The 25161-nt window shown below is 67.5% G+C and carries 24 protein-coding genes and 2 tRNA genes; 11 read left to right on the top strand and 15 right to left on the bottom strand.

Going from position 1 to position 25161, the window contains the following annotated elements; genetic code table 11:
- Positions 1-569 precede the first annotated feature (569 nt).
- A complete protein-coding gene (locus C4U03_RS16025; RefSeq protein WP_103938587.1) occupies positions 570-1946 on the top strand; it encodes a HAMP domain-containing sensor histidine kinase in 1377 nt (458 codons plus the stop codon).
- On the opposite strand, the gene C4U03_RS16020 is transcribed toward C4U03_RS16025, so the two are convergent.
- Entirely contained in the window at positions 1928-2623 is a 696-nt protein-coding gene (locus C4U03_RS16020; RefSeq protein ID WP_103938586.1) for a response regulator transcription factor, read from the bottom strand. The two genes, C4U03_RS16025 and C4U03_RS16020, sit on opposite strands and share 19 nt — an antisense overlap.
- A 293-nt stretch (positions 2624-2916) precedes the next feature.
- Between C4U03_RS16020 and C4U03_RS16015 the strand changes: the two genes are divergently transcribed.
- Genes C4U03_RS16015 through C4U03_RS16005 form a run of 3 tightly spaced genes read left to right on the top strand, consistent with a single transcriptional unit; the run spans position 2917 to position 9232 of the window.
- Positions 2917-7023 carry a Pls/PosA family non-ribosomal peptide synthetase gene (locus C4U03_RS16015; RefSeq protein WP_103938585.1) on the top strand — a complete coding sequence of 1369 codons (4107 nt, stop codon included), beginning with the start codon at positions 2917-2919 and terminating at the stop codon, positions 7021-7023.
- A 29-nt stretch (positions 7024-7052) separates the two neighbouring features.
- The gene (locus tag C4U03_RS16010) at positions 7053-8399 is read left to right on the top strand and encodes an aspartate aminotransferase family protein (RefSeq protein ID WP_103938584.1); all 1347 of its coding nucleotides are present in this window, start codon (positions 7053-7055) and stop codon (positions 8397-8399) included.
- Positions 8399-9232: an aspartate kinase gene (locus C4U03_RS16005; RefSeq protein WP_103938583.1), complete on the top strand. Its 834-nt coding sequence runs from the start codon at positions 8399-8401 to the stop codon at positions 9230-9232. Before C4U03_RS16010 ends, C4U03_RS16005 begins: the two co-directional genes overlap by 1 nt.
- A 308-nt stretch (positions 9233-9540) precedes the next feature.
- On the opposite strand, the gene C4U03_RS16000 is transcribed toward C4U03_RS16005, so the two are convergent.
- Positions 9541-9614, bottom strand: a tRNA-Gly gene (locus tag C4U03_RS16000).
- Positions 9615-9810: 196 nt separating this feature from the next.
- On the opposite strand from C4U03_RS16000, the gene C4U03_RS15995 reads away from it, so the two are divergent.
- Positions 9811-9885: transfer RNA gene (locus C4U03_RS15995), tRNA-Pro, on the top strand.
- Between the two features lie 97 nt (positions 9886-9982).
- Here the strand turns inward: C4U03_RS15995 and C4U03_RS15990 are convergent.
- From C4U03_RS15990 to C4U03_RS15965, 7 genes are all read right to left on the bottom strand, one after another.
- Entirely contained in the window at positions 9983-10231 is a 249-nt protein-coding gene (locus C4U03_RS15990) for a helix-turn-helix domain-containing protein (RefSeq protein ID WP_103938582.1), read from the bottom strand.
- 2 nt (positions 10232-10233) lie between these two features.
- Positions 10234-10755: a hypothetical protein gene (locus C4U03_RS15985; RefSeq protein WP_103938581.1), complete on the bottom strand. Its 522-nt coding sequence runs from the start codon at positions 10753-10755 to the stop codon at positions 10234-10236.
- Complete coding sequence (locus C4U03_RS15980; protein ID WP_103938580.1) at positions 10718-10960, bottom strand: helix-turn-helix domain-containing protein; 243 nt, start codon at positions 10958-10960, stop codon at positions 10718-10720. Before C4U03_RS15980 ends, C4U03_RS15985 begins: the two co-directional genes overlap by 38 nt.
- A 201-nt stretch (positions 10961-11161) precedes the next feature.
- Positions 11162-11299 carry a hypothetical protein gene (locus C4U03_RS40440; RefSeq protein ID WP_160147010.1) on the bottom strand — a complete coding sequence of 46 codons (138 nt, stop codon included), beginning with the start codon at positions 11297-11299 and terminating at the stop codon, positions 11162-11164.
- Between the two features lie 74 nt (positions 11300-11373).
- Positions 11374-11769 (bottom strand): Clp protease N-terminal domain-containing protein, encoded by a 396-nt coding sequence (locus C4U03_RS15975; protein WP_103938579.1) that lies wholly within the window; start codon positions 11767-11769, stop codon positions 11374-11376.
- Complete coding sequence (locus tag C4U03_RS42965; RefSeq protein WP_407701435.1) at positions 11766-11936, bottom strand: Clp protease N-terminal domain-containing protein; 171 nt, start codon at positions 11934-11936, stop codon at positions 11766-11768. Before C4U03_RS42965 ends, C4U03_RS15975 begins: the two co-directional genes overlap by 4 nt.
- Before the next feature lie 162 nt (positions 11937-12098).
- Entirely contained in the window at positions 12099-12911 is an 813-nt protein-coding gene (locus C4U03_RS15965) for a DUF4253 domain-containing protein (RefSeq protein WP_235017902.1), read from the bottom strand.
- 253 nt (positions 12912-13164) lie between these two features.
- On the opposite strand from C4U03_RS15965, the gene C4U03_RS42960 reads away from it, so the two are divergent.
- A complete protein-coding gene (locus tag C4U03_RS42960; RefSeq protein WP_407701433.1) occupies positions 13165-13584 on the top strand; it encodes a DUF6193 family natural product biosynthesis protein in 420 nt (139 codons plus the stop codon).
- 182 nt (positions 13585-13766) lie between these two features.
- Here the strand turns inward: C4U03_RS42960 and C4U03_RS15955 are convergent, their stop codons facing one another.
- Both C4U03_RS15955 and C4U03_RS15950 read right to left on the bottom strand, forming a co-directional pair.
- The gene (locus tag C4U03_RS15955) at positions 13767-15341 is read right to left on the bottom strand and encodes a relaxase/mobilization nuclease domain-containing protein (RefSeq protein WP_160147008.1); all 1575 of its coding nucleotides are present in this window, start codon (positions 15339-15341) and stop codon (positions 13767-13769) included.
- Positions 15338-15754: a plasmid mobilization protein gene (locus C4U03_RS15950; RefSeq protein ID WP_103938576.1), complete on the bottom strand. Its 417-nt coding sequence runs from the start codon at positions 15752-15754 to the stop codon at positions 15338-15340. The genes C4U03_RS15955 and C4U03_RS15950 overlap by 4 nt, the downstream gene beginning before the upstream one ends.
- Before the next feature lie 373 nt (positions 15755-16127).
- Here C4U03_RS15950 and cyaB point away from each other — a divergent pair, with 373 nt between their 5' ends.
- Positions 16128-16664 (top strand): class IV adenylate cyclase, encoded by a 537-nt coding sequence (gene cyaB / locus C4U03_RS15945; protein ID WP_103938575.1) that lies wholly within the window; start codon positions 16128-16130, stop codon positions 16662-16664.
- Between the two features lie 335 nt (positions 16665-16999).
- Here the strand turns inward: cyaB and C4U03_RS15935 are convergent, their stop codons facing one another.
- The 3 genes from C4U03_RS15935 to C4U03_RS15925 all read right to left on the bottom strand — a co-directional run bounded on the left by C4U03_RS15935 (position 17000) and on the right by C4U03_RS15925 (position 20702).
- The gene (locus C4U03_RS15935; protein ID WP_200827265.1) at positions 17000-18190 is read right to left on the bottom strand and encodes an McrC family protein; all 1191 of its coding nucleotides are present in this window, start codon (positions 18188-18190) and stop codon (positions 17000-17002) included.
- Positions 18190-19944: a DUF4357 domain-containing protein gene (locus C4U03_RS15930; RefSeq protein ID WP_103938835.1), complete on the bottom strand. Its 1755-nt coding sequence runs from the start codon at positions 19942-19944 to the stop codon at positions 18190-18192. The genes C4U03_RS15935 and C4U03_RS15930 overlap by 1 nt, the downstream gene beginning before the upstream one ends.
- A gap of 311 nt (positions 19945-20255) precedes the next feature.
- Positions 20256-20702 (bottom strand): ATP-binding protein, encoded by a 447-nt coding sequence (locus C4U03_RS15925; protein WP_103938572.1) that lies wholly within the window; start codon positions 20700-20702, stop codon positions 20256-20258.
- Between the two features lie 233 nt (positions 20703-20935).
- Here C4U03_RS15925 and C4U03_RS15920 point away from each other — a divergent pair, with 233 nt between their 5' ends.
- From C4U03_RS15920 to C4U03_RS39940, 4 genes are all read left to right on the top strand, one after another.
- Positions 20936-22093: a helix-turn-helix transcriptional regulator gene (locus tag C4U03_RS15920; RefSeq protein ID WP_103938571.1), complete on the top strand. Its 1158-nt coding sequence runs from the start codon at positions 20936-20938 to the stop codon at positions 22091-22093.
- 17 nt (positions 22094-22110) lie between these two features.
- Complete coding sequence (locus tag C4U03_RS15915) at positions 22111-22758, top strand: 5-formyltetrahydrofolate cyclo-ligase (RefSeq protein ID WP_103938570.1); 648 nt, start codon at positions 22111-22113, stop codon at positions 22756-22758.
- Positions 22759-22842: 84 nt separating this feature from the next.
- Complete coding sequence (locus tag C4U03_RS39945) at positions 22843-23226, top strand: hypothetical protein (RefSeq protein ID WP_146087406.1); 384 nt, start codon at positions 22843-22845, stop codon at positions 23224-23226.
- 345 nt (positions 23227-23571) lie between these two features.
- Positions 23572-24159, top strand: a complete 588-nt coding sequence (locus C4U03_RS39940) for a hypothetical protein (RefSeq protein ID WP_146087405.1) — start codon at positions 23572-23574, stop codon at positions 24157-24159.
- Between the two features lie 106 nt (positions 24160-24265).
- On the opposite strand, the gene C4U03_RS15910 is transcribed toward C4U03_RS39940, so the two are convergent.
- Positions 24266-25024: a 5'-methylthioadenosine/S-adenosylhomocysteine nucleosidase family protein gene (locus C4U03_RS15910; RefSeq protein WP_235017901.1), complete on the bottom strand. Its 759-nt coding sequence runs from the start codon at positions 25022-25024 to the stop codon at positions 24266-24268.
- Positions 25025-25161: the final 137 nt, after the last annotated feature.

Below are 25161 nucleotides of genomic sequence, written 5' to 3'. Positions count from 1 at the left end.
GCGAACATGTGCGCTTTGCCGAAGGACTCGCTGGAGACGATGACCAGACCGGCCTTCTTCTCACGCTCGGTCAGGACCTGGGACAGCAACTCGGCGCCGCGCCGGTCCAACTCCATGTATCCGTCATCGGCCGGATGCTGTGCCAGTACCTGTAGTTCCCGTACCAGGTCCAGGCCCGCCTGGTAGATGTCGTGCAGGTCCCACTCGTAGGCGCTGTCCGGGATCGCCGCGGCCTCGTTGATCAGGTTGCGGACGGTCCGCAGTTCCTCCGGCGTCGGAGCCTGAAGCTTGGAGCGCCCAGGGGGGACCGGGCTACCGCCGCCCTCGGCATGATCGCCGGAGGCTCGGCCGTCGCGGTGGCCTCGGCCGACGATCTCGGCGCCGACGGCCGCCTGGTGGCGTTCCTGCAGTCGTCGTCATGCCACCAGCGCACGACGTAGTGTGCTGGAACAAGTACGTAAGGCCACTTCAGGGGTTCGTGGGACTCATGTGGACGGAGACCGCGTTCGTCCTGAACCGCCACGGCCGGCCGGCGTTTGTCTCACCTTGCCGGTGGCAGGCTGGCGTGCATGGACGTCCGGCAAGGCCCGGCCAAGGGCAGGCCGCTGCGTCGGCAGGTCCTGGTCGCGATCGTCGGGGTCACGGCCCTGGCCATCGTGCTGTTCGCGCTGCCGCTGGCCGTGGCGGTACAACGGCTGTACCGCGACGAGGCGATCACCCGGCTGCAACGCGATGCCACCCGCGTCGCCGCCGTGGTACCCGACGACATCAATCATCAGCCCAGGCCCGTGCCCCGGCTGGCAGGGCTGTCGCCACAGCTGGCCATAGGCGTCTACCGGCTCGACGGTGGACGGCTGACCGGGACCGGGCCGTCGGTGTCACCACTGGCCGCCCAGAGCCACGACGGGCGCGTCCACGATGGCCTCGAACGCGGCCAGCTCGCCGTCTCGGCCCCGGTCGCCTCCGATGGAGGCATCAACACGGTCGTGCGGGTCAGCGCCCCCTATGACCTGACCACCGATCGGGTGGAACGGACCTGGCTGGCGATGGCCGGGCTCGCCGTGCTGGTCATCGGCTGCGCCGCCCTGCTCGCCCAGTACCAGGCCCGGCGGCTGGCCCTGCCTCTGGAGCGGCTGACGGCCGCCGCGCAGCAGCTCGGCGGCGGTGACTTCAGCGTCCATACCCGCCGCTCGGGCCTGCGTGAGGCCGACGCCGCCGGTCTGGCTCTGGAGGCCACCGCCCGTCGGCTGGGGGCGGTGCTGGACCGCGAACGCGCGTTCAGTGCGGACGTCTCCCACCAGCTTCGGACCCCCCTCACCGGGTTGTTGCTGGGACTGGAATCGGCACTGGAGCGGCCCGGCGCGGATCTGCGCGCCGCCATCGGCACCGCATTGGAGCGAGGCCGCCGTCTTCAGAGCATCATCGACGATTTGCTGGACCTGGCCCGCGACAGCGAGCCCGCCCACCAAGTGCTCAACGTCCCGGCACTGCTGGAACAGGCCCGGCGGCGCTGGCACGGCCCGCTGGCCGCCCAGGGCCGCCGGCTGGACATCGAGATACGACGGCCCCTGCCACAGGTCCGGGCGGCGCCCGCCGCGCTGTCACAGATCATGGACGTGCTGCTGGACAACGCCCTGGAACACGGCCGTGGCCGGGTCACCGTGCGGGCCGGCGATGTGGGCGACGGCCTGGCCATCGACGTCACCGACCAGGGGCCCGGCATCCCCGACGACGCACCGGACGTCTTCGCCCGCCGCAGCCCCCGCCCGCCCGACGGAGACACGCCTTCGGCCGGCCACGGCATCGGGCTGGCGCTGGCCCGCTCGCTGGCCGAGGCCGAGGGTGGCCGCTTGGTGCTCGGCTCCCCCCGTCCGCCGGTGTTCACCCTGCTGCTGCCCGCTGACGACACTTACCCTGATCAGGATGTTCACCCGGTGGTCTCGTAGCGGTACCCGCGCCCGCGGATGGTCGTGATGCGCTCGGGATCCTCGCCCAGCATGGCGAGCTTGCGGCGCAACGCCGAGACGTGCACATCCAGCGTCTTGGTGGAGCCGAACCAGTTGGCGTCCCACACCTCCTCCATCAGCTGCTCCCGGGTGACCATCTGACCGGCCCGGGTGACCAGGGCCGCCAGCAGGTCGAACTCCTTGGGCCGCAACTCCAGCTCGACGCCGTCCAGCAGGGCGCGCTGAGCCGCCAGATCCAACCGCAGCCGTCCCACCTCGACGGCACGCTCCTGCGGCACCGCCTGCCGACGGCGCAGATGCGCCCGCAACCGGGCCAGCAGCTCGGTGAGCCGGAACGGCTTGGTCAGATAGTCGTCGGCACCCGCGTCCAGTGCCACGACCACCTCGAACTCGCGGGTGCGCGCCGTCAGTACCACGATCACCGTCAACGGCAGCGCGGTGCGCAGCCGACGGCACAACGTCACCCCGTCGATGTCGGGCAGGCCCAGATCGAGCAGGATCAGGTCGGGCGGGCGCTCCCGGGCGGCGGCGAGCGCCCGCTGCCCGGTTTCGGCGAGGACCACGCCGAACCCATGCCCGGTCAGCGCCTCGGCCAGTTCCGAGCCGATGGCCGGATCGTCCTCTACGACGAGTAGCTGAGCGGCCACGATTCCCATCGTAGGCGCCGATGTACGGCCGTCGTACGGCGATCAGAGGGCCGAAGGCGCGGCCGGCGCCCCTGCCATGGTGATGCCATCGGCACGGTGGGCGCCAAGGAACAACGTTCCACGACACTCACCGTTGGTGATCTTCGCCGGGACTCGCCCAGCCGCAGAGTGCGTCGGGGAGAGGCGGTACTGGCGGCTCCGTATCCGAGGAGTGCGCGCCGTTGCCAGTGCCTCGCCGGTGTTAACCGTCGCCTAACCTCCGTCTTCGCGGGCGCTAACCGGCTCTTCCATAGCGTCGGAGTATGAGTGCTTCGCCCGATGCGAAGGACATCACGAGCAGACGACCCCTCCCCGAGGCCCGGGGCGGCGCAGGGCAACCGTCCGCCGACCGCCCTCCCTCGGCGCGGGTCCTCGCGGACTACTTCACGCACGCGTGCGACGAGAGCCCGGCAGCCACCGCCGTGGTGTGCGAAGGGCAGCACCTGAGCTACGCGGAGCTGGACCGCCGGGCCAATCGGCTGGCACATCTGCTCATGGCGCGCGGGGGTACGGCGGGCGCTCGCATCGGGATCCTGCTGGAGCGGTCCTGCGACATTTACGTCGCCCTGCTGGGGGTGATCAAGGCGGGGGCGGTCTATGTCCCGCTCGCCCCGTCCTTCCCCGCCGACCGCTTGGCGTTCATCGCGCAGGACGCCGAACTGCGCGACCTGGTGACGGCATCGCCACTGCGCGAACGGACGGAGGCCCTGCCCTGCGCCGTGCTGGAACTCGACCAGGCATCCGACCAGTTGGCTCGGCAGCCGGACACCCGGCCGACGATCGACATCGACCCGTCGTCGGAGTGCTACATCATCTACACCTCCGGCACCACGGGCAGGCCCAAGGGGGTGGCGGTGTCCCATGCGAGCATCGTCAACTTCCTGCGGGTCGTCACGCCGATCTACCGGGTGAGCAGCGAGGACCGGGTCTATCAGGGCCTGTCGATCGCCTTCGACTTCGCGGTCGAGGAGATCTGGCCGGCGTGGATGGCCGGGGCGACGCTGGTCGCGGGGCCGTCCGGGGGCAGGCTCGCCGGGCCGGAACTTGGGGATTTCCTCACCGAACACAAGATCACGGTTTTGTGCTGTGTGCCCACCTTGCTGACGACCCTCGACGCAGAGGTGCCCTGTCTACGCAGCCTGCTGGTCAGCGGCGAGGCCTGCCCTCTCGACCTGGTGCGGCAGTGGTGGCGTCCGGGGCTGCGCATCATCAACGCGTACGGCCCGACCGAGACGACGGTGACCGCCGCGTGCGGCGAGCTCCTCCCACACCGGCCGGTCACCATCGGCACCCCGCTGCCCACGTACCGCGTCTACATCATGGACGACGAGCTGCGGGAGGTCGTGGAGGGCGACAGCGGCGAGATCTGCATCGGCGGCCCGGGGGTGGCCATCGGTTACCTCAACCGCTCTGGTCTCACCGCAGAGCGTTTCGTGCCCAACCCGGTGGGGCGTGACCGCGCCGACGCTCCGCGGATCTACCGCACGGGCGACCGCGGCCGGTTCACCGCCACCGGAGAGATCGAGTATCTGGGCCGTGTGGACACCCAGGTGAAGATTCGCGGCTACCGCATCGAGCCGGCGGAGATCGAAGAAGTCCTGCGCGAGGACGACGCCGTCGAGAACGCGGTCGTCACACCACTGGAACGCGATGGCGTCGCCCAGGAGCTGATCGGTTACGTCACGCTGAACGACCGGTCGGCCCCTCTGGCGGAGGACACGCTGCGCGAACGTCTACGCGCGGTCCTGCGGCGCAGGCTGCCCGACTACATGATTCCCGCGTATGTGGAAGTCCTTGACGCGTTTCCCCTGCTGACCGCTGACAAGGTGGACCGTGCCGCGCTGCCCGCCCCGACGTCACCGCCGCTCGCCCGCGGCTGTGGGGCGCGCATCGCCGCGAGGACACCGCTGGAACACCGGCTGGCCGCGCTGTGGCAGGACATCTTCGGCTGCGACGGGATCTCCGTTGAGGACGATTTCTTCTGCGACCTGGGCGGTCACTCCATGACCGCCGCCCGCCTGATATCCCGGATGCGCCTGGACCCGCAGTTGCAGGGCGTGGCCATGGGGGATCTGTACGCCCATCCCACCATCCGGGGCCAAGCCGCTCTCATCGAGAGCGGCCTCGGCGGGACGGTGGCGGAGCGGTCGCCGGGCGCCGCGGCCGCGCCGGTTCCCCGACACCATTCCACCGCACGGGTCATGGCCTGCGGTGTGGCACAACTGGCCGGGCTCTACACGTGGCTGCTGCTGCCCGGCCTGATGCTGGTCATCCTGCTGTACCGGGAGTTCGCCGCCTGGCACGGCCCCATGGGGGCACCGGCGGCCGGCAGTGTCATGGACGGCCTCGTCCACATGCCGCTGCCGGCGTTCATCGCGCTGGAAGCGGCATGGCTGGCGGTCATCATGCTCCCGCTGCCGCTGGTGGCCTGCCGGCTGCTGATGGCCGGTGTGCGCCCGGGGCACTATCCGCTGTGGGGCGTCACCTATCTGCGGTTTTGGCTGCACAGCAAGGTGCTCACCATGACGCCGCTACGCCTGCTGGGCGGCTCACCGCTTCTTGCGCCCTGCCTGCGGATGCTCGGCGCCCGCATCGGCCGGGGCTGTCATCTGCAGGCCGTCCTCGCCCCGCCCTCCCTGTTGGAGATCGGCGACGGTGCGAGTATCGGCTACGGTGCCCGCCTCCAGACGTACGCGGTTGAGGGCGGTTGGCTGCGGCTGGCGCCGGTCCGGATCGGATCCGGCGGTTTCGTGGGTGCCAACAGCGTCGTGCAGCCCGGCGCGGTCATCGGCGACCGCGCTTCGGTCGGCGAGCAGTCGCTCGTACCCGAAGACGTCGTCGTACCGCCGGATGAACACTGGGCCGGCTCTCCGGCCACCCGCCAGGACGCACCCCCGCCGCTGCTTCAGGACATGGCCGCCACCGCCGACGACCGCCCCTGGCCGGCCCGGGTGCTGGCCGGGTACGGCGCGGGGGCGCTGCTGCTCGTGCTCATACCGCTGCTGATCTTCGGGGCCGCCTCGACGATGGTCGAATACACCGCCTTGCACTACGGCATCTGGTGGGCCTGCGCCTCGGTGGCGGCGGCCGGACCCCTGGTCGTCCTGGCCACCTGCGCCTTCGTTCTCCTGATCAAGCGGACCGTGATGCCGGCCGCCCGGGCGGGTGTCCATCCGGAGCGCAGTGGTTTCGGGATGCGCAAGTGGATCAGCGACGGCCTGATGCTCCTCAGCCTCACCATGACCCAGGCCCTGTACTCCACCCTCTACCTTGTGCCGTTCCTGCGCCGGATGGGCGCGCGGATCGGGCGCTGGGCCGAGGTGGCGACCGTCAACTTCGTCGACCCCGACATGCTCGTCATCGGTGAGCAGAGCTTCCTGGCGGACGTCAGCGTCATCGGGCCCGCGGTCTTCCATCGAGGCCGAATCGCCCTGGACCGGGCGGAGATCGGGCAGCGGAGCTTCGTCGGCAACGCGGCGCTGGTGCCGGGATCCCACCGGCTGGGCGACAACAGCCTCCTGGGTGTCCACTCGCTGGCGCCGCCGAGACCGGCCGACCCCGAGACGACCTGGCTGGGATCACCGGCGATCTTCCTGCCCCGGCGCGAGTCCAGCCGGGACTTTCCCGAGCAGCTGACCTACGCCCCGACCCGCGGACTGATCGCGGCACGCCTGGCCATCGAGTACTTCCGGGTGACCCTCCCGGCGACCATCGGCGCACTGGGCGCCCTGAGCGTCCTGTACGCCTGGGCGCATCTGGCCGCGGTCCTCACGCCGCCGGCCGTATGCCTTCTCGGACCGGCCCTGCTGCTCGGGGCCGCCCTCGCCTGCACCCTCGTCGCGGTGCTCCTCAAGTGGCTGGTCATCGGGCGCTACCGGCCGCGTGTCGAGCCGCTGTGGAGCGTCTGGGTCCGGCGCACCGAACTGAGCACCGGCCTGTACGAAAACCTCGTGGTGCCGGTCCTGATGAACCTCCTCACCGGCACTCCCTGGGCAGCGGTGATCCTGCGCCTGTTCGGCGCCCGCATCGGCCGGCGCGTCTGGTTCTCCACGACGTTCTTGACCGAGTTCGATCTGGTCTCGGTCGGCGATGACGCCGCGATCGGTGAATTCACCTCCCTGCAGACCCATTTGTTCGAGGACCGGGTGATGAAGATGTCCCGGGTCACGGTCGGAGCAGCCGGTTCGGTCGGCGTCCGCTCCGTCGTCCTGTACGACGCGCGGCTTGGCGCCGGCACCTCACTGGATGCGATGTCCCTGGTCATGAAAGGTGAATCGCTACCTGATGGCACCCGCTGGCAGGGCATTCCGGCGGCCCCCCGCCGCGGCGGACAGCCCGCCGCCACTCACCACCACGGAGGTATCCCGTGACAACGTCAACATCCCTCCAGTCCGCCCCGATGACGTCACCTCATGTCAGCGGCGACCTGCCCGGACCCGGCTCCGCCCGCCTCCTCGCACGCCAGGAACGGTGGGAGTCCAGCGCCCGCACATATCCCCGGCACCTGCCCATCGCATTGGCCGAGGGCGCCGGAAGCTTCGTACGCGATGTCGACGGCAATGTCTTCATCGACTTCCTCGCCGGAGCCGGTGTGCTTTCACTGGGCCACAATCACCCGGAACTCGTCGAGGTCGTGGCCCGGCAGCTCGGCAGCCTCACGCATGGTCTGGACTTCCCCACGCCCGCCAAGGACGCCTTCGCCCAGGCCCAGCTGTCCATGCTCGCACCGCGGTTGCGCACGCGGATGAAGGTGCACTTCTGCGGGCCGACGGGGGCCAACGCCGTCGAGGCGGCCGTGAAACTGTGCAAGATCGCGACGGGCCGTGGTGACGTCATCTCCTTCCAAGGCGCTTTCCACGGCAGCACCCACGCCACCATGGCGCTCAGCGGCCTGGTGTCCCAGAAGGCACCGGTGCCCAACACGATGGCCGGCGTCCACTTCTTTCCGTACGGCACCGCCGACGACGCCGCCCTGCTGGAACGGGCGCTGCTCGACAGCAACGGCGGCATCCCGCTTCCCGCTGCGGTCATTCTCGAACTGGTGCAGGGCGAGGGCGGGGTCATCGTCGCCGGTACGGACTTCGTACGGCGGGTGCGGGCGTTGACCCGTTCCCTCGGCATCCCCCTCATCGTCGACGAGGTGCAGACCGGCTGCGGGCGCACCGGCACCTGGTTCGCGTTCGAGCAGTACGGCATCGAGCCGGATGTCATCGTGGCCTCCAAGGCGCTGAGCGGAATCGGTCTACCGGTCGCCGTCATCCTGTACGACGCGGCGCTGGACACCTGGGCACCCGGCGCGCACATCGGGACCTTCCGCGGGAACCAGCTGGCGTTCGCCGCAGGCGTCGAGGCGATCCGCATCGTGCGGCGTGATGACCTGCTGGGCAACGTCGTTCGGCGGGGCGAGCAGATCGCAGACCGGCTCGCAGGGCCGGCCGCCGCCCCGTGGGTCCGTCAGGTGCGCGGCCGCGGTCTGATGTGGGGGATCGAGCTGGCGGACCCCGAAGACGGCCGGCCCGCGACCAAGGTCGCGTCCGAGGTCCAGATCTCCGCCCTGCGGCACGGGCTCATCGTCGAACGCGGCGGGCGACAGGACGCCGTCGTACGGATCCTGCCCCCGCTCAACGTCACCGCCGAGGTGGTGGACACGGCCTGCGCGATCCTCGTGGAAGCCGTCTCCGCGTGCAGCCCTCGGACCTCCTCCTCCCGCTCCGGCCGGAACGGCCCGCCGCGAGGTGTCATCTGATGGCCCTCATCGTCCGGAAGTACGGCGGCTCCTCGGTGGGGAACGCCAAGCGGATCAAGTACGTCGCCGAACGCATCGTCGCGGTACACGCAGCGGGTCACGACATCGTCGTCGTGGTGTCCGCCATGGGCGACACCACCGACGGACTCCTCCGGTTGGCCCGGGAAGTGGACCCCGTTCCGCCCCCACGCGAGCTGGACATGCTGCTGGCGTCGGGTGAGCAGGTCTCCAACGCACTGACCGCGATGGCCATCCACGCGCTGGGTGCGCCCGCATGCTCCTTGTCGGGCCCGCAAGCCGGTGTGATCACGACCTCGGACCACGGTGAGGCCCGGATCATCGACGTCAGGCCCGAGCGCGTACGCCACCTCCTCGACCGGGGCACCATCGTGCTGGTGGCCGGGTTTCAGGGCCTGAGCCGGGAAACCGACGAGGTCACCACCCTGGGCCGCGGCGGATCCGACACCACGGCGGTCGCACTGGCCGCAGCCCTGAAAGCCGACGTGTGCGAGATCTGCACCGACGTGGACGGCGTCTATACCGCAGATCCCAGACTGGTGCCACAGGCCCGGCTGCTGCGTCATCTGACCTACGAGACGATGCGGGAGATGGCCGCCGCCGGCGCGAAGGTGCTGTCGCTGTCCAGCGTGGAATACGCCTGCCGGCACGGAGTGACCGTGCATGTCCGTTCGTCCTACGGCAACAGTCCCGGCACGGTGGTCTCCGACAAAACGGAAGAGGACGAGGCGGAAGGGGTCACCGAACCCGTACCGCCCACGTATCCCCGCCAAGCCGAGGACACCGTGACCGCCACGCTCGGCCCAGCGGCATGACCTGGCATGCCCGCCGCCGGCCTGTCTCGTTCGCCCCGCCCGAATACCGGTGATGTCCGACGCTGAGGCTCGCCGGACGAGACCGGCAGAAGCCGGCCCTGGTCCCGATGACCACGAGGCAGGACTCTCGTCACAAGATCCACGAGCCGATCGAGGGCCGTCCCGACATGATCCAGAAGGTGCCGGCGGAGCCCCCGGCATGACGCTCGATGTCCAATCGTGGCGCCGGATCCCAGTGACACATGAGTGACAAATGATCTTCGGCCTGATCATCTGTGCGATGATCAGGCCGCTGACCTGGGAAAACGTGGAGCGGGCGACGGGAATCGAACCCGCGTAGCCAGTTTGGAAGACTGGGGCTCTACCATTGAGCTACGCCCGCGTGCACCGAGGTGCCGCCGGTGTTCCCGGCCCTCGGTCACCTGCGTAGCGTACAGGCTCTCCGGGAGCGTTCGCGCGTGGGATGGGCCACTGGCTCCCGGCCTTCGTAATCGGGATGGCATGGCGGTCGATCCCCACTACACTTTCACAGGTTGCGGTCGTCGTCACCGCCCACGAGGTGTCGTACGACGGCGGGCCGGGGTGTGGCGCAGCTTGGCTAGCGCGCGTGCTTTGGGTGCACGAGGCCGTGGGTTCGAATCCCGCCACCCCGACGCTAAGTCCCAGCTCAGAGGCCTGATCGCCAAGACGGCGATCAGGCCTCTGATCATTTGACCGTCATTCGACCGTGGGATCTGACGTGATCACTGTTCATCCGGCGGCACTGCGGGACACCGGTTCGGAGTCCTCCGGGGCTTCGCGGGTGACGCCGAGCACCCGTAGGAGGTCGGCGGTCGCCACGCGGTACGTGCTGGCGATCCGGATCACCTGACAGGGGAAGTCGCCTTCCTTGGCGAGCTGGTACGCGAGGGTGCGGCTGATGCCGAGCGCCCTGGCGGCGGTCTCGACGCCGACCACGCAGGGGAGCGCCCGAAGCTCGGCATCGCTGAACGGCTTCATGCTCAGATCCCCTTCCTGGCGCTGCGGGCCGTTTTGGTGGACGGCGATGGTGAGGGGCCGCTTCGATCGTCCGCCGGGCCGGCCTTCACCGCTTCGGAGACGGAGAGTGGAAAGTCATCGCCTGCGAGGGCTGCGGCCGGGTGGACGGGGCCGTGAACGGCGTTGATGGCGCTCTGAGCGTTGCCGAGGGACCGTGCGAGCCGAGTGGTGATGTCCCGGGCCTCGGACAGAGCATCGCAGGCGTCCTGGACGGCTTGTGCCGGGTGGTGGCCCCGGTCATGACCGAGGCGCCCGCCGTCCAGCTCGCGGCGAAGGAAGCGGCCGAGCTGAACGAAGGTCTGATCGAGGCCGTAGGCGGATGCGCTGAGATTCCCCAGGATGGTGTAGGCGGTGGACGGGCGGGTCAGGCCGGGTGCCCCGGCGGTGGCGTGGTTGAGCTGCCGGACCTGCTCGTACAGGTCTTGGGCGAGGCCGGCGGTGGCGTCGTCATCGCGCCGTCGGCTCTCGGGCTGGTCGTGGGTCATCAGTGCTGGTCCTCCGTTGGATGTGAGGTTGTCGCAGCACTTCGCGGACCGCGGTCCAGGAGTAGCGGAAGTCCTTGCCGGTCTTCAGCGCCGGGATCTGCCCGGCGTTGGCCATCCGCCGGACGGTCTGCGGCGACAGACCGAGCTTGACCGCCAGCTCCCTGGTGGTGAGCACATCAGGGTCACGTCCCGAGGTCTCCTCCATGGCATCCCTTCTTCCCCTTGTGTAGTAGTCCGCGTGTGCCGGTGTCGCGCGCTCGATCGCTTCGTATGACTCCGTTTGAGACTGCTTGGCAATACTTGCGCTCACTGAGCGTAGCACACTGATCTCTCCAGGTTGTCGGCCGAGGTGGGTGGTCCGGTCAGCGCAAGGCGGAGAACTTGGGCGCGGTGTGTACCGCCGGGCTCACTCCGCACCAGGACGAGGGAAGCCGTTGCCGCCGCCCTCGTCCTGGCCGTGCGTTCTATCGTGGCTTTGGCGAAGCGAGCCGCGCAGGCTGGCGACTTGCGCACGCAGCCAGATGCTCTCGTCGATCGCGGTCACGAGGTCGAACTCGTCCGAGCGTTGCCGGATGAGGGCCGCCCGGCGCTTGAGAAGGTCCTTTTCGGTACTGCGTATCAGGACCGCTCGCTCGTAGTCCTGGTTGTCGACCGCAGCCTCTTTCCGCTGCTGTATGGGGCGACCTGGTGGTCGAGATCCAGGAGCCACCCGGGGAAGGCGGTCTCCGGGCCGGTCACGGTGTCCAGCTCGTAAACGCCGTACTCGACACAGCCGTAGCAGAGGGTGGGGCGAAGCTTGTCGCGGGCGGAGATCACCTGCTCGTAGCCAATGCTGTGGGCGGCCAGAACGCCGGCCGCGAAGCCGCCTTCGTGTAGCAGGCCCAGCAGCAGATGATCAGTGCCGATCTGACCGGGACCTAGCTCCGGGTTCTCCTGCAGCGCGAGGTTCAGTGTGCGACGGGCCTCGGCGGAGTACGGGACGTTCTCTGGAGCGGGCTGGCCGCCCAAGCTCATCGCCTCCTTACCTGCAGCCTGATGACGTCGGGTGTAAGCGCCGGCCTGCGGAGGATCACGCCTGCCATCCCTTGGCCCTGACCGTCGGCGAGACCGAGCAGCAGATGGCCAGTGCCCACCTCACCGTGGTCCCAGGCGCGGGCATGTGCCCGCGCCGACTCGATCACGGCACGGGCACAAACGGTGTACGGACCGGCATCGCCGTCCGACGATTCCAGCGAGTCGACGAGGGTGGCATCGGGTCGCGCCACTGGCAGAGTGACCGGGGGAGCGTACCGCCGCCTGATCAACCAGTCAGGGAGGGCGGCCACACCCTTGTTAGCTCGGGCTCAGTCCCACCAGAACGACCATGAGGTGCGTTTGACGAGGCGTTCGGCATATCCGATCAGTGTGTGGGGGTGGCTGTTCTGCCAGATGTTGTCAGGGCAGAAAGCGAAGTGCTCGGCCGCGACGTGTATCGCTTCCTCCAGGGTGGCCGGCGGCGCGGCGACGCTGAGGTAGAGGTCGGCGAAGCTCGCGCCGACGACACGGACGCCGAAGCGGTCCTCCCAACTGCGCAGCACGGTGACGATCTCGCCGGTGTCGTTGGTGTGGTTCAGCGGGCCGGTCCATCCGGCGGCGGCCAGGGCGTCCGCGCCCCGATCCGCGGCGATCAGGCCCAGGCGCATGGACGGAGACCAGGACTGCAGGCGGGTCGCGTACTCGCACGCGACCTCGTCGGGGTCGATTGCAGGTGGCTTGCCAGGGGCGAGTCCCGGCCAACGCTGGAACGGGGCGGTCGTGTCATCGGAGTGGGCGTATTCATCCCACCAGTCGATGAGCACGTCGGCGGGGTCGTGAAGATCCGGCGATGTGACCCGCTTCAGCGAGAGCTCTCCAGACCCCCAGGGCCTGAACTCCTCGTCATCGTGCAGAGCCTCCAGCAGCAGCGGCCATAGTCCCGACCGGTGGTGCTCTGCGTGAACCTCGACCCACAACCCGGCCGCAGCGGCCTCCTTGGTCATCCACAGCCCCGGAGGGCCGTCACCTTCATCGGTGTTGACGAGCCGGCCGGCAGGCAACGGAACCGACAGTGTCCGTGCACCGGCTCCGTCCTCGAAGAGGTCTGCCAGCTCTGCCGGAAACAGCTGTTGATCGCTCACCGGGAGCACGATAGGGCAAGGCACCGACAAGGGCGGCACCTCCTGGCGGTGGGGTGTCCGGAAAACGGTGGCAGTCGCGTTGGCGTCGCCTACGCAACGTCAATTCACCTGCACGAACGCATCACTCGGCAGCTCGGCCCAGCTGAAGGTCGGACACTCCTGCGGTCTGCTGCCTGCTTCGGACGCACAGGATGGCCTTCCTTCAGCAGGCTCGACCACCACCGGTCACGCCCATGGGTGTAGTACGCAGGGTATGCATGGCGAGAATGACTTCGTGAACTCGACTCCATCGGGCCGTGACATCGTCGAGGCCGCATGGCGGGATGTTCGTGCTGATAGACGTATCCCTGCCGAGTTGTTGGATGCGGCTTACGCTGAGCCCCGCTTGCGGCAACTGTTCCCGTGGACGGGAATGGGAGAACTGCACTTCAGCCGCTGCACGAACCCTCGATGGACCTGGGACATCCCCTACGTCGCACGGGCCAAAGGAGGCGGCTACTGGGTGGAAGGACCTCTCCGGAGTGAATCGGTGGGGCTGGCGGCAACGCCGGAGCAAGCCATCGCCATGGTGGTCGACCGGCTCCCACCCGGTTGTGGACCGGCCTTCGTCGGCAGCCCTGAAGAACTCGCCGCGTATGAAGCAATATCTCCAACGCAGCCGGACGAGGGTTGACGACGAGCCGGAAAGGTTTCGGCGTCGGCCGCTCCGCCCGTGAGGACCTTGAACGTCGTTGATCGGGACTCCTCCGCTGATGTGCAGGTCTCGGCGATCTCACCTCATGTGTTGTCGGAGGCATGGCCGGTGGTGGTTGTGGTGGCCGGCACAGCGTGGAAGTGGGATCGAACGACCAGGCGTCACCGTCGGGGGGATGAACGATGCGACTGGCTGTGGGAGTGGGACGTACTGGGAGAGCCGGGGTCAAGGGCCGTATGAGGGCCTCCGAAGATCGGGACGGGAAAGTTGGCGGCGGCCAACTGCGCGGGGCTGGCTGTCAGGTCTGGCGCCCTCTTGCTGACCATCGTCTGCGTGGTGGGCCGGCTCACCAGGGAATCAGAGAGTGGAGTGGTGCGCAGAGCGTGCGTAGCCGAACGGGCGGCGTCGGCCTGGGCGAAGCGCCGTTGGGTCCGGAGGTGGATGGCGACGGCGCCGATGAGTTCGATCAGGTTGAGGACCAATCCGGCCATGGCCAGGGTCGCGTGGTGGGTGTGCCGGGCGAGCGGGTTCATCGTCCAGGTGAGGCTTCTGACGACCGTACGGAGCGCATATCCGTCGGGTGTCGGAGCGGGGAAGCGCCCGTAGGGTTCGCGGGCCGCCCGGTCGTAGGAGTCGGACGCCCGGATGAGATGCCGGTTGCTTGTCAGCCATGCGACCGTCCGCAGGGTGTCCGCGGTCGCTGCGGCGATATCGGCTCGTACCCGCGGGTCGGTGGTCGTTCGGAATGTCTCTGCCGCTTTGGCGGTGGCTTGGGCGGCCTGCTGGTACAGCTCGGTTCGTTCGGAGTGGGTGAGATCCGGAGAGACCGGCCGCGAACCGGGTCGATCACGGCTGGCCAGAGGGTTAGCTGGATCTCCCGGTCCGGGCGGTGCGTGGAGCCACCGCTGGTGGAGTTTCGGGAGCGTCAGGTCGGGGGCGAGTTTGCCGCCGGAGAACCAGACCGGCTTGCCGTCACGGCTGAGGCGATCCGGCAGGGCGACGGCGTAGCCGGTGATCTGGCCGGGGTTGCGGACGCTGAACCGTTTGCGGATCAGGACTCCGCACTCCTCCAGGCGGCCGAAGAACTCCTTCTCCGAGCACGTCCCGGCCGCAACTGCGGCGACCGTCCGCCGTAGCGCCGTCCGCGGCGGCTCCTCCCACCCTCGCCGGGCGGCCTGCTCGTTCTCCGCGCGGCTCGGCCGGGGCGCGGCCGTCCGGTCCGCCGGAGCGGTCGATCGTAATCCGAACCGTTCCTCGACGGCCTGGCAGGCTTCCCGGACCCGCATGTGATCTCGCCAGAGCCGAGGGCGTCGTCCGTCTTCGCGGGCGAGCGTCGCAACGATGTGGATGTGATCGTCCGCGTGCCGGACTGCGATCCATCGGCAGCCGTGCTCGTCCCCGCGAGGAGCGATTCCGGTCCGGTGCATGACCTCCTCGGCGACGTCGGCCCACTCGGCGTCCGACAGGATCCGATCAGTCGGTGCGGCCCGCATCGAGCATTGCCACATCGGCTGCTCGAACGATGCTCCGTGGAGCGCCTCCAGTGGGTGATTCAGCACCGAGATCAGATGGCGGAAGTCCCTCCTGCCACTCGGCCGGATGCCGGGTTCCAGCGCGGAGGGATGGCGGAAGCCGGCCACCAGATGGGGATCGACGTGTTCGTTGCTCCGGCCCGGCCCGAACAGGTAGTAGATCAGTCCGGCGGCACGGACACCTCGGGTCACCTTCCCTATCACCGCAGATGCCTCCATAGCTTCACGGCGACCGCGTCCAGTCTTCGTACCGCCTGGAAAGCCGCTTCTGAGTAGGCGGGGATGTCTCCAGTGGGATGCCCGGTTGCGTTGAGCTTCTTGACGACCTGGTTGAAGTTCACTCCGATGCTGTTCGCTTTACGGGCGGCGTCCTTGAGCTCCTCGTGAATATCGCGCAGCACTGGATCAGTTTGTGTCGTGTCACCTCGTGCACGGGCCAGGCTCGCCTTGATGACGAACGCGCTCCGGGTAAGCCCTTCCCTGGTCGCGCCAGCCGAGATCACCGCCAGGTCCTCGTCGCCGACCCGGACCTGCATGATCCGCTTTCGTCGCTGCCCCTGCTTCCTCACCTGTCGGTGTGCTCGCCTCCGCTCGTCCTGGTCCTCGCTGCCGCTCATTGGCAACACCTCTGGATTTCGCCATGGGACCGCGCCCGGTCCGACGTATAGGGTTTGCAGAATGGGTCGTGATCGGCCCATGATTTGTCATGACGTAGGTCCCATCTTGCTCCCTGTGGGGCGCTCGTCAAGGAGCCTGCGAAGGTTTTCCGTCTGAGTGGCTTGAGGAAATCTCTTCAAGTAATACGTGATGCCAATCCGTTTTGTTGGATGCCGTGGGAGCCGTGTCGTGAAGGGCGGATGTCCAGCCGTATCGACGTGTCGTGGCCCGTCTACTACCGAGACGACACTGCATCTGGTCAAGCGCGTTGCCGGTCCGCCCGCCGGCTGCAAGGCTGCTCCTCGCACTTCGTAGGCCGATCAAGGGGGATGCGTGCGCGAGGTCGAGGTCAAGTTCCGGGTGCGGGACGTGGAGTCGCTGCTGGTCGCGCTCAAGGCGCAGGGGATCGAACTGGGGGAGCCGACCCACCAGGACGATCAGGCCTACGCGCCGGTGGGCTGGCGGTTCGGCGACAGCAAGCTGGGCGTCTCCTTCGTCCGGCTCCGCACCGTCGACGGGCGGGACTTCTTCGCGCTCAAGCAGCCGGGGGAGAACGCCCAAGCCTGCCTGGAGTACGAGACCGAGGTGGCCGACCGCGAGCAGATGCACCAGGCGATCGTGAACATGGGCTTCTACGCCACGGTCCGGGTCGCCAAGACCCGGCGGACCGCCACGGTCGGCGATATCACGATCTGCGTGGACGATCTGGAAGGCGTCGGCACCTTCCTGGAGCTGGAACGCATGATCCCCGATGACGCCTCGGCCATCGAGACGCAGCGGCAGCTGGCCGCGTTCGTCGCAAGGCTGGGCATCGATGCCGAGCACACGGAGGAGACCTACGACTCGCTGGTGCGCGCAGTCCAGGAGTGATCCAGCAGCCGAGCCAAGATGATCGACACCACTTGCTCAGGCGTGTCCTCACCAATGTCATGGTGAAGCATCGGCCAGCCGGCAACGCCGAGTTCCCGGGCCACGGCCAGGAAGAGACGGTTCTCCTCAGCGGCCAGACGCAGGCCCCCGCGCTGGAGCCGGCTATAGGTGCCGCGCTTGGTCGCACGCCGATGTGAACGTTCCGGATCCCCGGTGAGGACCACCGCCAGATCAGGCCGGTCGGCGGCCTGGTTGATCGACCACAGGAACGACCGGTCGACTCCGTCGAGCTGCTGAAGAACGAGCGAGGACGGTACGTACCGAAGTGACCCGAGTCAGCCAGGCACAAGCCGCTGTGCCAATGCCTGTATTTCGGTGAGCAGGTCGGCTGCCGGCTGGTTGAGCTCAAGGGTGTGCTGGTGGATGGTGATGCGGGCGTGCCGGACGCGGTGGGCGGCGTGTGGGGCGTTGCCCTTGGCGTAGATGAGATGCCCGTCCCGCAGGTTGAGCGCTGTGCAGTAAGCGAGCATCTGGTAGAGATCCGCGTCGGGATAACCCTTCGGCCTCTCGACCTTGTACTTGGCGTCGGCCACGGCGAGGGGAGTGCCGTCGACGGCATGGTGTACGAGATCGGGGATCATACGGATCTCGCGGCGCTCATCGAGGTGCTGGTTGGACTGAAGTTCGCAGTGACCATCGCCGGGCAGGGCCTCGCGCAGTGCGATGGTGACGAAGTCCTCGAACACCTTGTACATGTCGAACAAGAAGCCGCTCACCGTCACCCCGCCGGGCCGCTGCTCGACCGAGCAGCCGTCGAGGACGATCTCGGCCAGACGCAGGGCGTGCTGATAACGGGCATTCAGCCGGTTGAGCCGCCAGACGAGCGGTTCGTGGCCGCGTTTGATCGGGGCGATGCCGGCCAGACGCGTGCGCAGCCGCAGCAGCCCGCCGCGTACGTCGGCGGGCACCCCGTGGGACAGTCGCAGAAGCCGTTCGGTGGCCGTGAGCAGGAGACGGTTCTCGGTGATGTCGGAGGTGTACTCGTCGTGGACGATTTCGACGGGGACCAGCCTGCCGTGATGGCGGCGGAGCTGGTCCGCTTCGCGGATACGGCCGCGGACGAGCGTGGAGGTCTCCTCGGCGATGCGGTAGCCACGCAGTAGTCCCTGTCGCAGCACCCGTTCTGCCTGCCGTTCGAAAAGCCGGGCCATGACCGGCAGCAGCTCGTCATCGGTGTCCAGCGCCACGTCCTCATCTCGCCAGCCCCTGGGGTTGAGTGCGTACCCCAGTAGGAACAGCAGCCGGGCGATGGGCACCTTGGGCCTGATCCACACGGTGACCGCGCCGCCTGCGGGAGCGGTCACCGTCGCCACGCCGACCTTGCCCTTGGCGCGTATCTGCCAGTGTCCGGGGCGTCCGGCCTCGGGCGCGGCACTGACCAGGCGGGAAGCCGCCAGGGCACGGCCGAGAGCGTCGTCGAGGGGATGTGAAACCGCAGGCCCGTGCTCGACGAGGGTGATGGGCATCATGAGGAGGCGGCGCGCAGCGCGTTCAGACCGTAGAGGGCTTCGACGTTCACACCCTCCCCGTAATGGTGCTCCTCCAGCAGCGGGAGGATCTTGGTCCGCCAGGTGCGCTCCAGTCCGCCGTCACGGTAGACGCCCTTCTTCATCAGGTACGAGGGGCCGATCTGGAAGTCGGGGTCGGAGATACGGGCGTTGAGCGCCTCCAGGAGGTCTGCGGGCTCCGGGTCATGCTTCTCGCGGTCGAGCCAGCGGCGCAGCAGCCCGGCGGTCGGCTCGGTTCTGGGGGAGAGCTCCACGAAGGCGAAGCGGCGGCGCATCGCGGCGTCCACGAGGGCGATGGACCGGTCGGCGGTGTTCATGGTCCCGATGACGAACAGGTTCGGCGGGAGCGCGAAGTCCTCTTGGGAGTAGGTCAGCCGGATCGACTTGTTGCGGTACTCCAGCAGGAAGTACAGCTCACCGAACACCTTGGCCAGGTTGGCCCGGTTGATCTCGTCGATGATGAGGAAGTGCGGGATGTGCCGGTTGCCCTCGCGGGAGGCCAGGTCGGCCAGCTCGCGCAGCGGGCCGGCGGTGAGGCGCAAGGCGACCTCCCGGTTGCCGGGGTCCTCCCTGGGGCGGAAGCCCTCGAAGAAGTCCTCGTAGGAGTACGAGGGATGGAACTGCACCAGCTTGACCTGCTCGGGTCCGCCGCCGAGGAACTCGGCCAGCTTGAGCGCCAGGTACGTCTTGCCGGTGCCGGGCGGTCCGTACAGGACGAGCTGCCGGTCGTCCCGCAGCAGGTCGCGCACCTCGCGCAGCCATGCCACGTCATGGACGAGCAACTCGTCGGCGAGTTCGGCGGTGGGCTCGGGCAGCTCCATCTCACGGCGCGCCACGAGCGCGGGGATTTTCTCCCTGGGCTCTCCTTCGACCTCGGCCTCGTCGATGAGCTCCTGCTCGCTGAGGCCAAGCCCGTCGATCAGATCCTGGACGGCGGTGATGTCGGCGACGTCGTGCTGGACGGACAGCTTCTGCTGCACTTCCTCCGGCAACTCGTCGTAGGGGTAGCCGATGTCCTGCCACTCCACGGGGCGCCTCAGGCTCGACCGCCCATCCTCGGAGTCGACCTGCACCGGGTCACCGGTGATCTCGCCGATGTACAGCCGTCCGCCGGAGACGGTGCAGACCGTGTCCCCGTGCTTCATCCGCGACAAGAAGGCGTGCATCTCATCGACGAGCTGGATTCTCTGGCTGTACGTGGCGGTGGACTCGTAGTCCTCCTCCACGAAGCCGCGCAGATCGTTCTTGCTGACGCCCGGCTCGACGCCCGCGCGCAGCCGGGACGCGGCCAGACTCACCCGCTGCTCGCCGCGCCACTCCCGCTCGAACAGGTCGACCCCGGCGACGTTGGAACCCCGGACCAGCCACGTGCGTCTGGCACCCCAGGCCACTCTGGCGACGTAGTCGGCCAGTGGATGCCCATCTTCGGTCTTCCACTCCTGGAACCCGTTGGCGCTCCTGCCGACCAGGATCTCGGCGGCGGCTGAGGGGGAGTTGCAGACGATGTCCCGGGTCGTCTCCAGCCACCCCGGATAGGTTGTGGACTCCACGATCGCGCCTTCGGCGATCAGCTGCTCTCGGAACCTGCTTGAGGACTGCATCCGGACGGGGAACGAGGGCACCACATCCCTGCGGGCGGGCGACCCGGCAAACACCACGAACTTCTGGCTGCCGTTGGTGCCCATCTCGTCCAGCATGCGTCCGCGTGCCATGGGGCCGCCGTTGGGCAAGCGGATCTGGAATTCTGGGCTCGTGCTCTCGGCCACGGAATCTCGCTTCCGTATCCATGGAACGGGAGGTTCGTAGGTAGGTGCCGTCAGCGCGTCTCGGAGCGGCACGAACCACCAAGCTACACGTCTGACCTTGACGGCTGTGGCGATTCTCGGGCTAACACGCTTGCCAGTGAGCGCTTGCTGCTCGTGCGCCTGCTACCAGGTGCCGTTCATGGTGTATGTCAGTCCAGGCGTTCGGACTTACTGGGTCGGGAGAGCGAGTCGCCTGTCGTGGCCGCAGCATCATCGCATCAGGGGGCGTCCCTCCCCGCGATCTCGCACCAGACGACCTTGCCGCCGGCCAGGGGGAAGTAGAAGTTCCACCGTTCAGCCAGGGAGTCGACCAGGAGCAGGCCCCGTCCACCCTCGGCGTGGACGTCGGCCTCCTTGAGGACGGGTGGTTCTGGATTGGCGTCCCAGACCTCGATGAGCAGCGACCGGCGGTCCGAGGCCACCCGCATGCTGATGCACGGGACTCTCGCCAGCGCCGCGTAGCCGTTGCGCTCCACGTCCACCCCGGATGCCCGGTAGGCGTTCGTGACCAGTTCTGAGACCAGCAGTTCCGCGGTGTCGGCGAAGTGGCACAGCTGCCAGCGGTGCAGCACACCGACCGTGTGCTTGCGCGCCCAGCGGGCGGCACTGGGCAGGCATGCGAAGTCGGCCATGTCGCGTAGCTGCGGTGGGGGGTCGCCCTGCATACCGATTCCTCCGTCTCCGGGCGAGGCGACGGATGGCCGTGATAAGCCCATAGCGATCACGATCCGTGTCCGTCTGCAATCGTCATGTGACAACCGAACCGCGTGAGAACGGCGCGAGCCAGAGCACGAACCCGGCACCGGTGCGGCACCTGTGGCGCATCAGGTGACTTGACCAGCCCAGACAGGCATAAGACCGTCGTCATCGAACGGCCTGGACGTCAGGAGGCCAGCGCATGGCACTCAAGCGACACCGCCTCGCCCAGCGACGGCGTGCTTTCGGCCACAGTCAGGAACGGCTTGCCGACCTCCTCGGCATCGAACGCTCCACGGTCGGCCGCTGGGAACGAGCCGAAACCAGCCCGCTGCCCTACATCCGTCCCAAGCTCGCCGCCGAACTGCGGATCACGCTGGAGGAGCTGGCCGACCTCCTCGACGAGGTGGAGCCGGCCGATGGGGACGGTAACGAGCACCTTGACCAGGTACTCAGCAACCCGGCCAGCGTTGATCTCATCACGACGGCTCACCTATGGCAACGAGTGCAGGCCCTCACCGACGAGTACGACCATGTACCGTCGGCCCTGCTCCTGGCCGCTGCAGGCCAGTGCCACGGCCAGGTCTCCTACCTACGGCAGAACGCCGCCTCCAACCGGGTACGACGCGAACTGTTCGCCGTCGAAGCCGAATCAGCGACGCTCATGGGCCAGCTCGTGTGGGACGCCTGCCAGCGTCGCGACCACGCGACGAGCCTTCGCTACTTCAACGAGGCCATTACCGCCGCCCGCCAGATCCGCGACCGCTTCACCGAGGCACACGCCCAGCTGCGCAAGAGCTACGTAGCCCTCTACGGTCACGGCGACTCTCACAACGGTCTGGGCCTCGCCAAGTCCGCAGCGCGCACAGTCGCGGACACCAGCCCGTCGCTCGCCGGCATAGCCCTCATGCACGTCGGCGAAGCCCACGCCATGCTGGGCGAGCACGGCCGATGCCATGCAGCCCTAGAAGCCGCTCAGTCTCACTTCGTTAGAGCCGACGACGCAGACCCCGCAGGTGAGTTCTTCACCCCAACCGATCACGCGCGGCTTACCGGCTCCTGCCACCTCTACCTCGGCAGCCCGGCATCTGCGGTGAGTACCCTGGCCGCCCTCCCACAGGACGGAAGCAAGTCCGACGCCATCGTGCTCGGCAACCTCAGCCTCGCCCATATCCGCCTCCGCAACCTCGACGAGGCCGTAGCCAGCCTCCACCAGGCCATCACGGTGGTCGAGGGCACCAGGGGAGGAGGCGGCCTCAACCTGGTCTTCACCGCAGGCCGGGAACTCCACCCCTGGCGCCGCGAACGCCCCGTCCAGGAGATCACCGATCGTCTGCTGGCCTTGATGTCAGCCGCCTGACCACGTACCAATCCCCTATGGACATTAAGCAGGCCAAGCAGGAAGTCCGCGAACGCATCTGGGACCTGCTGGAACGCGAGAAGGCCGTCCGCGAGCCCGGCGTCCACGGCCACATCCCAGACTTCATCGGCTCCGAACGAGCCGCCGACCTCCTCGCCACCCTGCCCGCCTGGAAGTCCGCCCAGGTCATCATGTGCAACCCCGACCGCGCCCAACTCCCCGTACGGATCCGCGCCCTGGAGGAAGGCAAGCTCGTCTACATGGCCGTCCCCAACCTGGCCGACGAACACCCCTTCTACGAACTCGACCCGACCAAGCTCTCGTTACCACCCTCCGAAGCCGCCACCAGCAAGGTCGCAGCCACCGTGGCCCCCAAGGTCAACGTGGACACGATTCGCCCCATAGACCTGTTCGTCTGCGGCTCAGTCGCCGTCAACCGCGATGGTGCTCGCCTTGGCAAGGGCGCCGGCTACTCCGACATTGAGTTCGCCTTGGTCAGAGAATCCGATCTTATCGGCCCTGGTGCAGTCGTCGTGACTACTGTCCACGTCCTTCAAGTCGTGGACGGACCGCTGCCCGAGTCCGCTCACGACTTTCGTGTCGACTTCATCATCACGCCTGATGTAGTCGCTGTCTGTGATACGCCCTTCGCTCATAATATGTGATGTATGAGCTCTTCGGCAAAGGGGTAGATGGCTTCCGGGTCTGTGGTTCGAGAGAAAAGAGATCGCTCGAGTAAGGGGGTTGGTGTGGCGGTGAAGTTGGTTGAGAACGTGGTTCGTGCAGCTATTTCTCCTGGCGATTCCCTGGTGACGCCGTCAGGTCGCGGCCAGTTCACTGTGGCTCGGTATACTTCGGATGGGCTGGTTCTGCTCCTCGGTGAGAAGGAAGCATGGACGCCGCTTCCGTGGCGAGCGCTGGAGGAGGTACCGGATTTCCTGCGAGGACAGGGCTGGGTGCTGATCGGCAGCTCCTATTCTTTGGGCAGCCGAGAGGGAAGTCTTGACGAGCATCTGAAGAAATATATTAAGCGAGCCACCGCAGGCTGGGTGGCTGTGCTGTTGGAAGAGGCTGAAGTGCTCACCATTGACCGGTCTCGGCCTGCGCGTATTAAGTTGCGTACAGGTTGGTGATGACCTGGTTCACGGCCTACGACGAGTCGGCGCCAAGCCTCAGAGGTTGAATCGAGCGCGCAGGCCGTACTCCTCGATGCCGCGTTCGCATACTGCCAGCACAACACTGCTGCCACCACTGTCACTGCACGTCATAGTTGCCACTGCAGGTTCGCCGCATCCATGCAGAGAGCATTTTCCGTCATGACCAACTGTGCCCTTCCTGTGGTTCCGGGCGTCAAATTTCTCGGCGTTGAGGACTTTGTAGCGCATGGACTCTCATTCCCTTCTGTCGTTTGATCGGGTTTGGTTCTGTGTCTTCAAGGTGAGTGCCGTGAATACCTGTAGGGTGAGAAGCTGCGATTCATGGATCTGCCATGGAGCTTGATTGTAACTACTGTCGGTGCCGTGTTGACGACCCTCCTGGGAGTGCTGGTGGGTGGCGCGGTCACTAGTCGGTCGCAGCGGCGGCACTGGTCGCGTGACCGTCAGATGGAAGCCTGCGCTCAGGTGCTGCGTGAATCCTCCAACGTGCTGATCGAGCTTGCTGCCGCGAATGGTCAGCGGATCAACCCTGATCTGGTACGGATGGAGAGGCCGATGGCCGGGCTTCCTACTCTGATCGACTGGCGGCCGTGGAACGAGGCTCTGGCGATGGTGAATCTGGTCGCTGATCACGACATCGTGGAAGCCGCACATGCGATCGATATGGAGATGTGGCCGGTCCATCTCAAGATCAAGGCGGGTATGACCCGTGAGGGTGACTGGTTTGGGCTCCGAGACAAGATCGAATCTCGACGACGGGACTTCGTCAACGTCGCCAGAGGACGTCTCGCATCGGCTGGGCCGCCTCTACGCCGGCTTACGGGACGTCCGACTCCAGACGACCCTGTGTGGGAGCTGCGTCGGCCGCCGCTCCCACACAGCGATCATCACGAGCAATCCGCATCGTGATGCCCCACCCCACAGCTTGCGACTGGCGGACACCTGGAATTTGCGCAGGCTAACCTCATCGGCCCGTAGGGCAGGAGAGGATCTGGATCGCCGCCGTGGGCTCTGGCTAGGTGTCCAGGGTGATCAGGTAGGGCAGCATTCGGCGCAGGGTCGTGGCCGCGTGCCAGGCTGCGACGGCCTGGTGGTCGTCGTTTTTGTCCGCTCCGGCGTCATCGGAGATGCCGCGGATGACCACCCAGCCCTGGAGGAGGCCGGACGTGGCCGACTGCTCGTGACAGGCCTGGCTGAGTCCGCCCGCCTCCATGTCCACGGCGAGGATCTTGTCGTTGAAGCCGGCCAGATAGCTCACGATCTCCGAGCCGTGGTCGGCGATCACTGCGTCGCCTGAACCGATGAGGCCACCGAAGACCTGGTGGGTACGTGACGTGCCGCCGGGGTCGGTGACGGTGCAGCGGGCCGGTTCACCGTGATCGGTGAAGAAGGCGTTGGCGGCGTGTCCGACGGCGGCAGGGGCCTCCTTCTCCTCGCCCCGGCGCTGAGTGTGCAGTGGAAGCTCTTTGCGCAGGTCGTAGTAGACGACACGGGTCGCTACCACGACGTCGCCCACGGCGACCTTCCGGTTGATGCCGCCTCCGATGCCCACCAGAGCAATGATTTTGGGATCGTAGTGACGGCGCAGATGGTCGAATGCCATCACGGTGGACCGCTGGCCCTGTGCGAGCGTCCTGGTCGCGACCACCCGAACCGGGCGGTCGCCGTCAACGTCCACCTCGCCCAGGTCGAAGCTCAGTCCCCCGACTCGCTCGGGACGGAGGCCGAGGGCAACCCGGACCGCGTTGGTCTCGACCCCGATGATGGTGATCACACCGATGTCCCACCTCGGAGAGTGGGCCCTGTCATCAGCCGACCGATCGGCCTGGGGCGCCATGTTGACGGTCGCGTTGCGGCCGACGACCGAGTGATGGATTGCGGTGGAACCACCGAAGTTCGCCACCCCTTCGT

The sequence above is a fragment of the Thermomonospora echinospora genome, from assembly GCF_900108175.1.
Lineage (GTDB): Bacteria > Actinomycetota > Actinomycetes > Streptosporangiales > Streptosporangiaceae > Thermomonospora > Thermomonospora echinospora.
The sequence above is the reverse complement of the archived record's forward strand: the minus strand, read 5'-3'. Positions and strand labels throughout refer to the sequence as shown.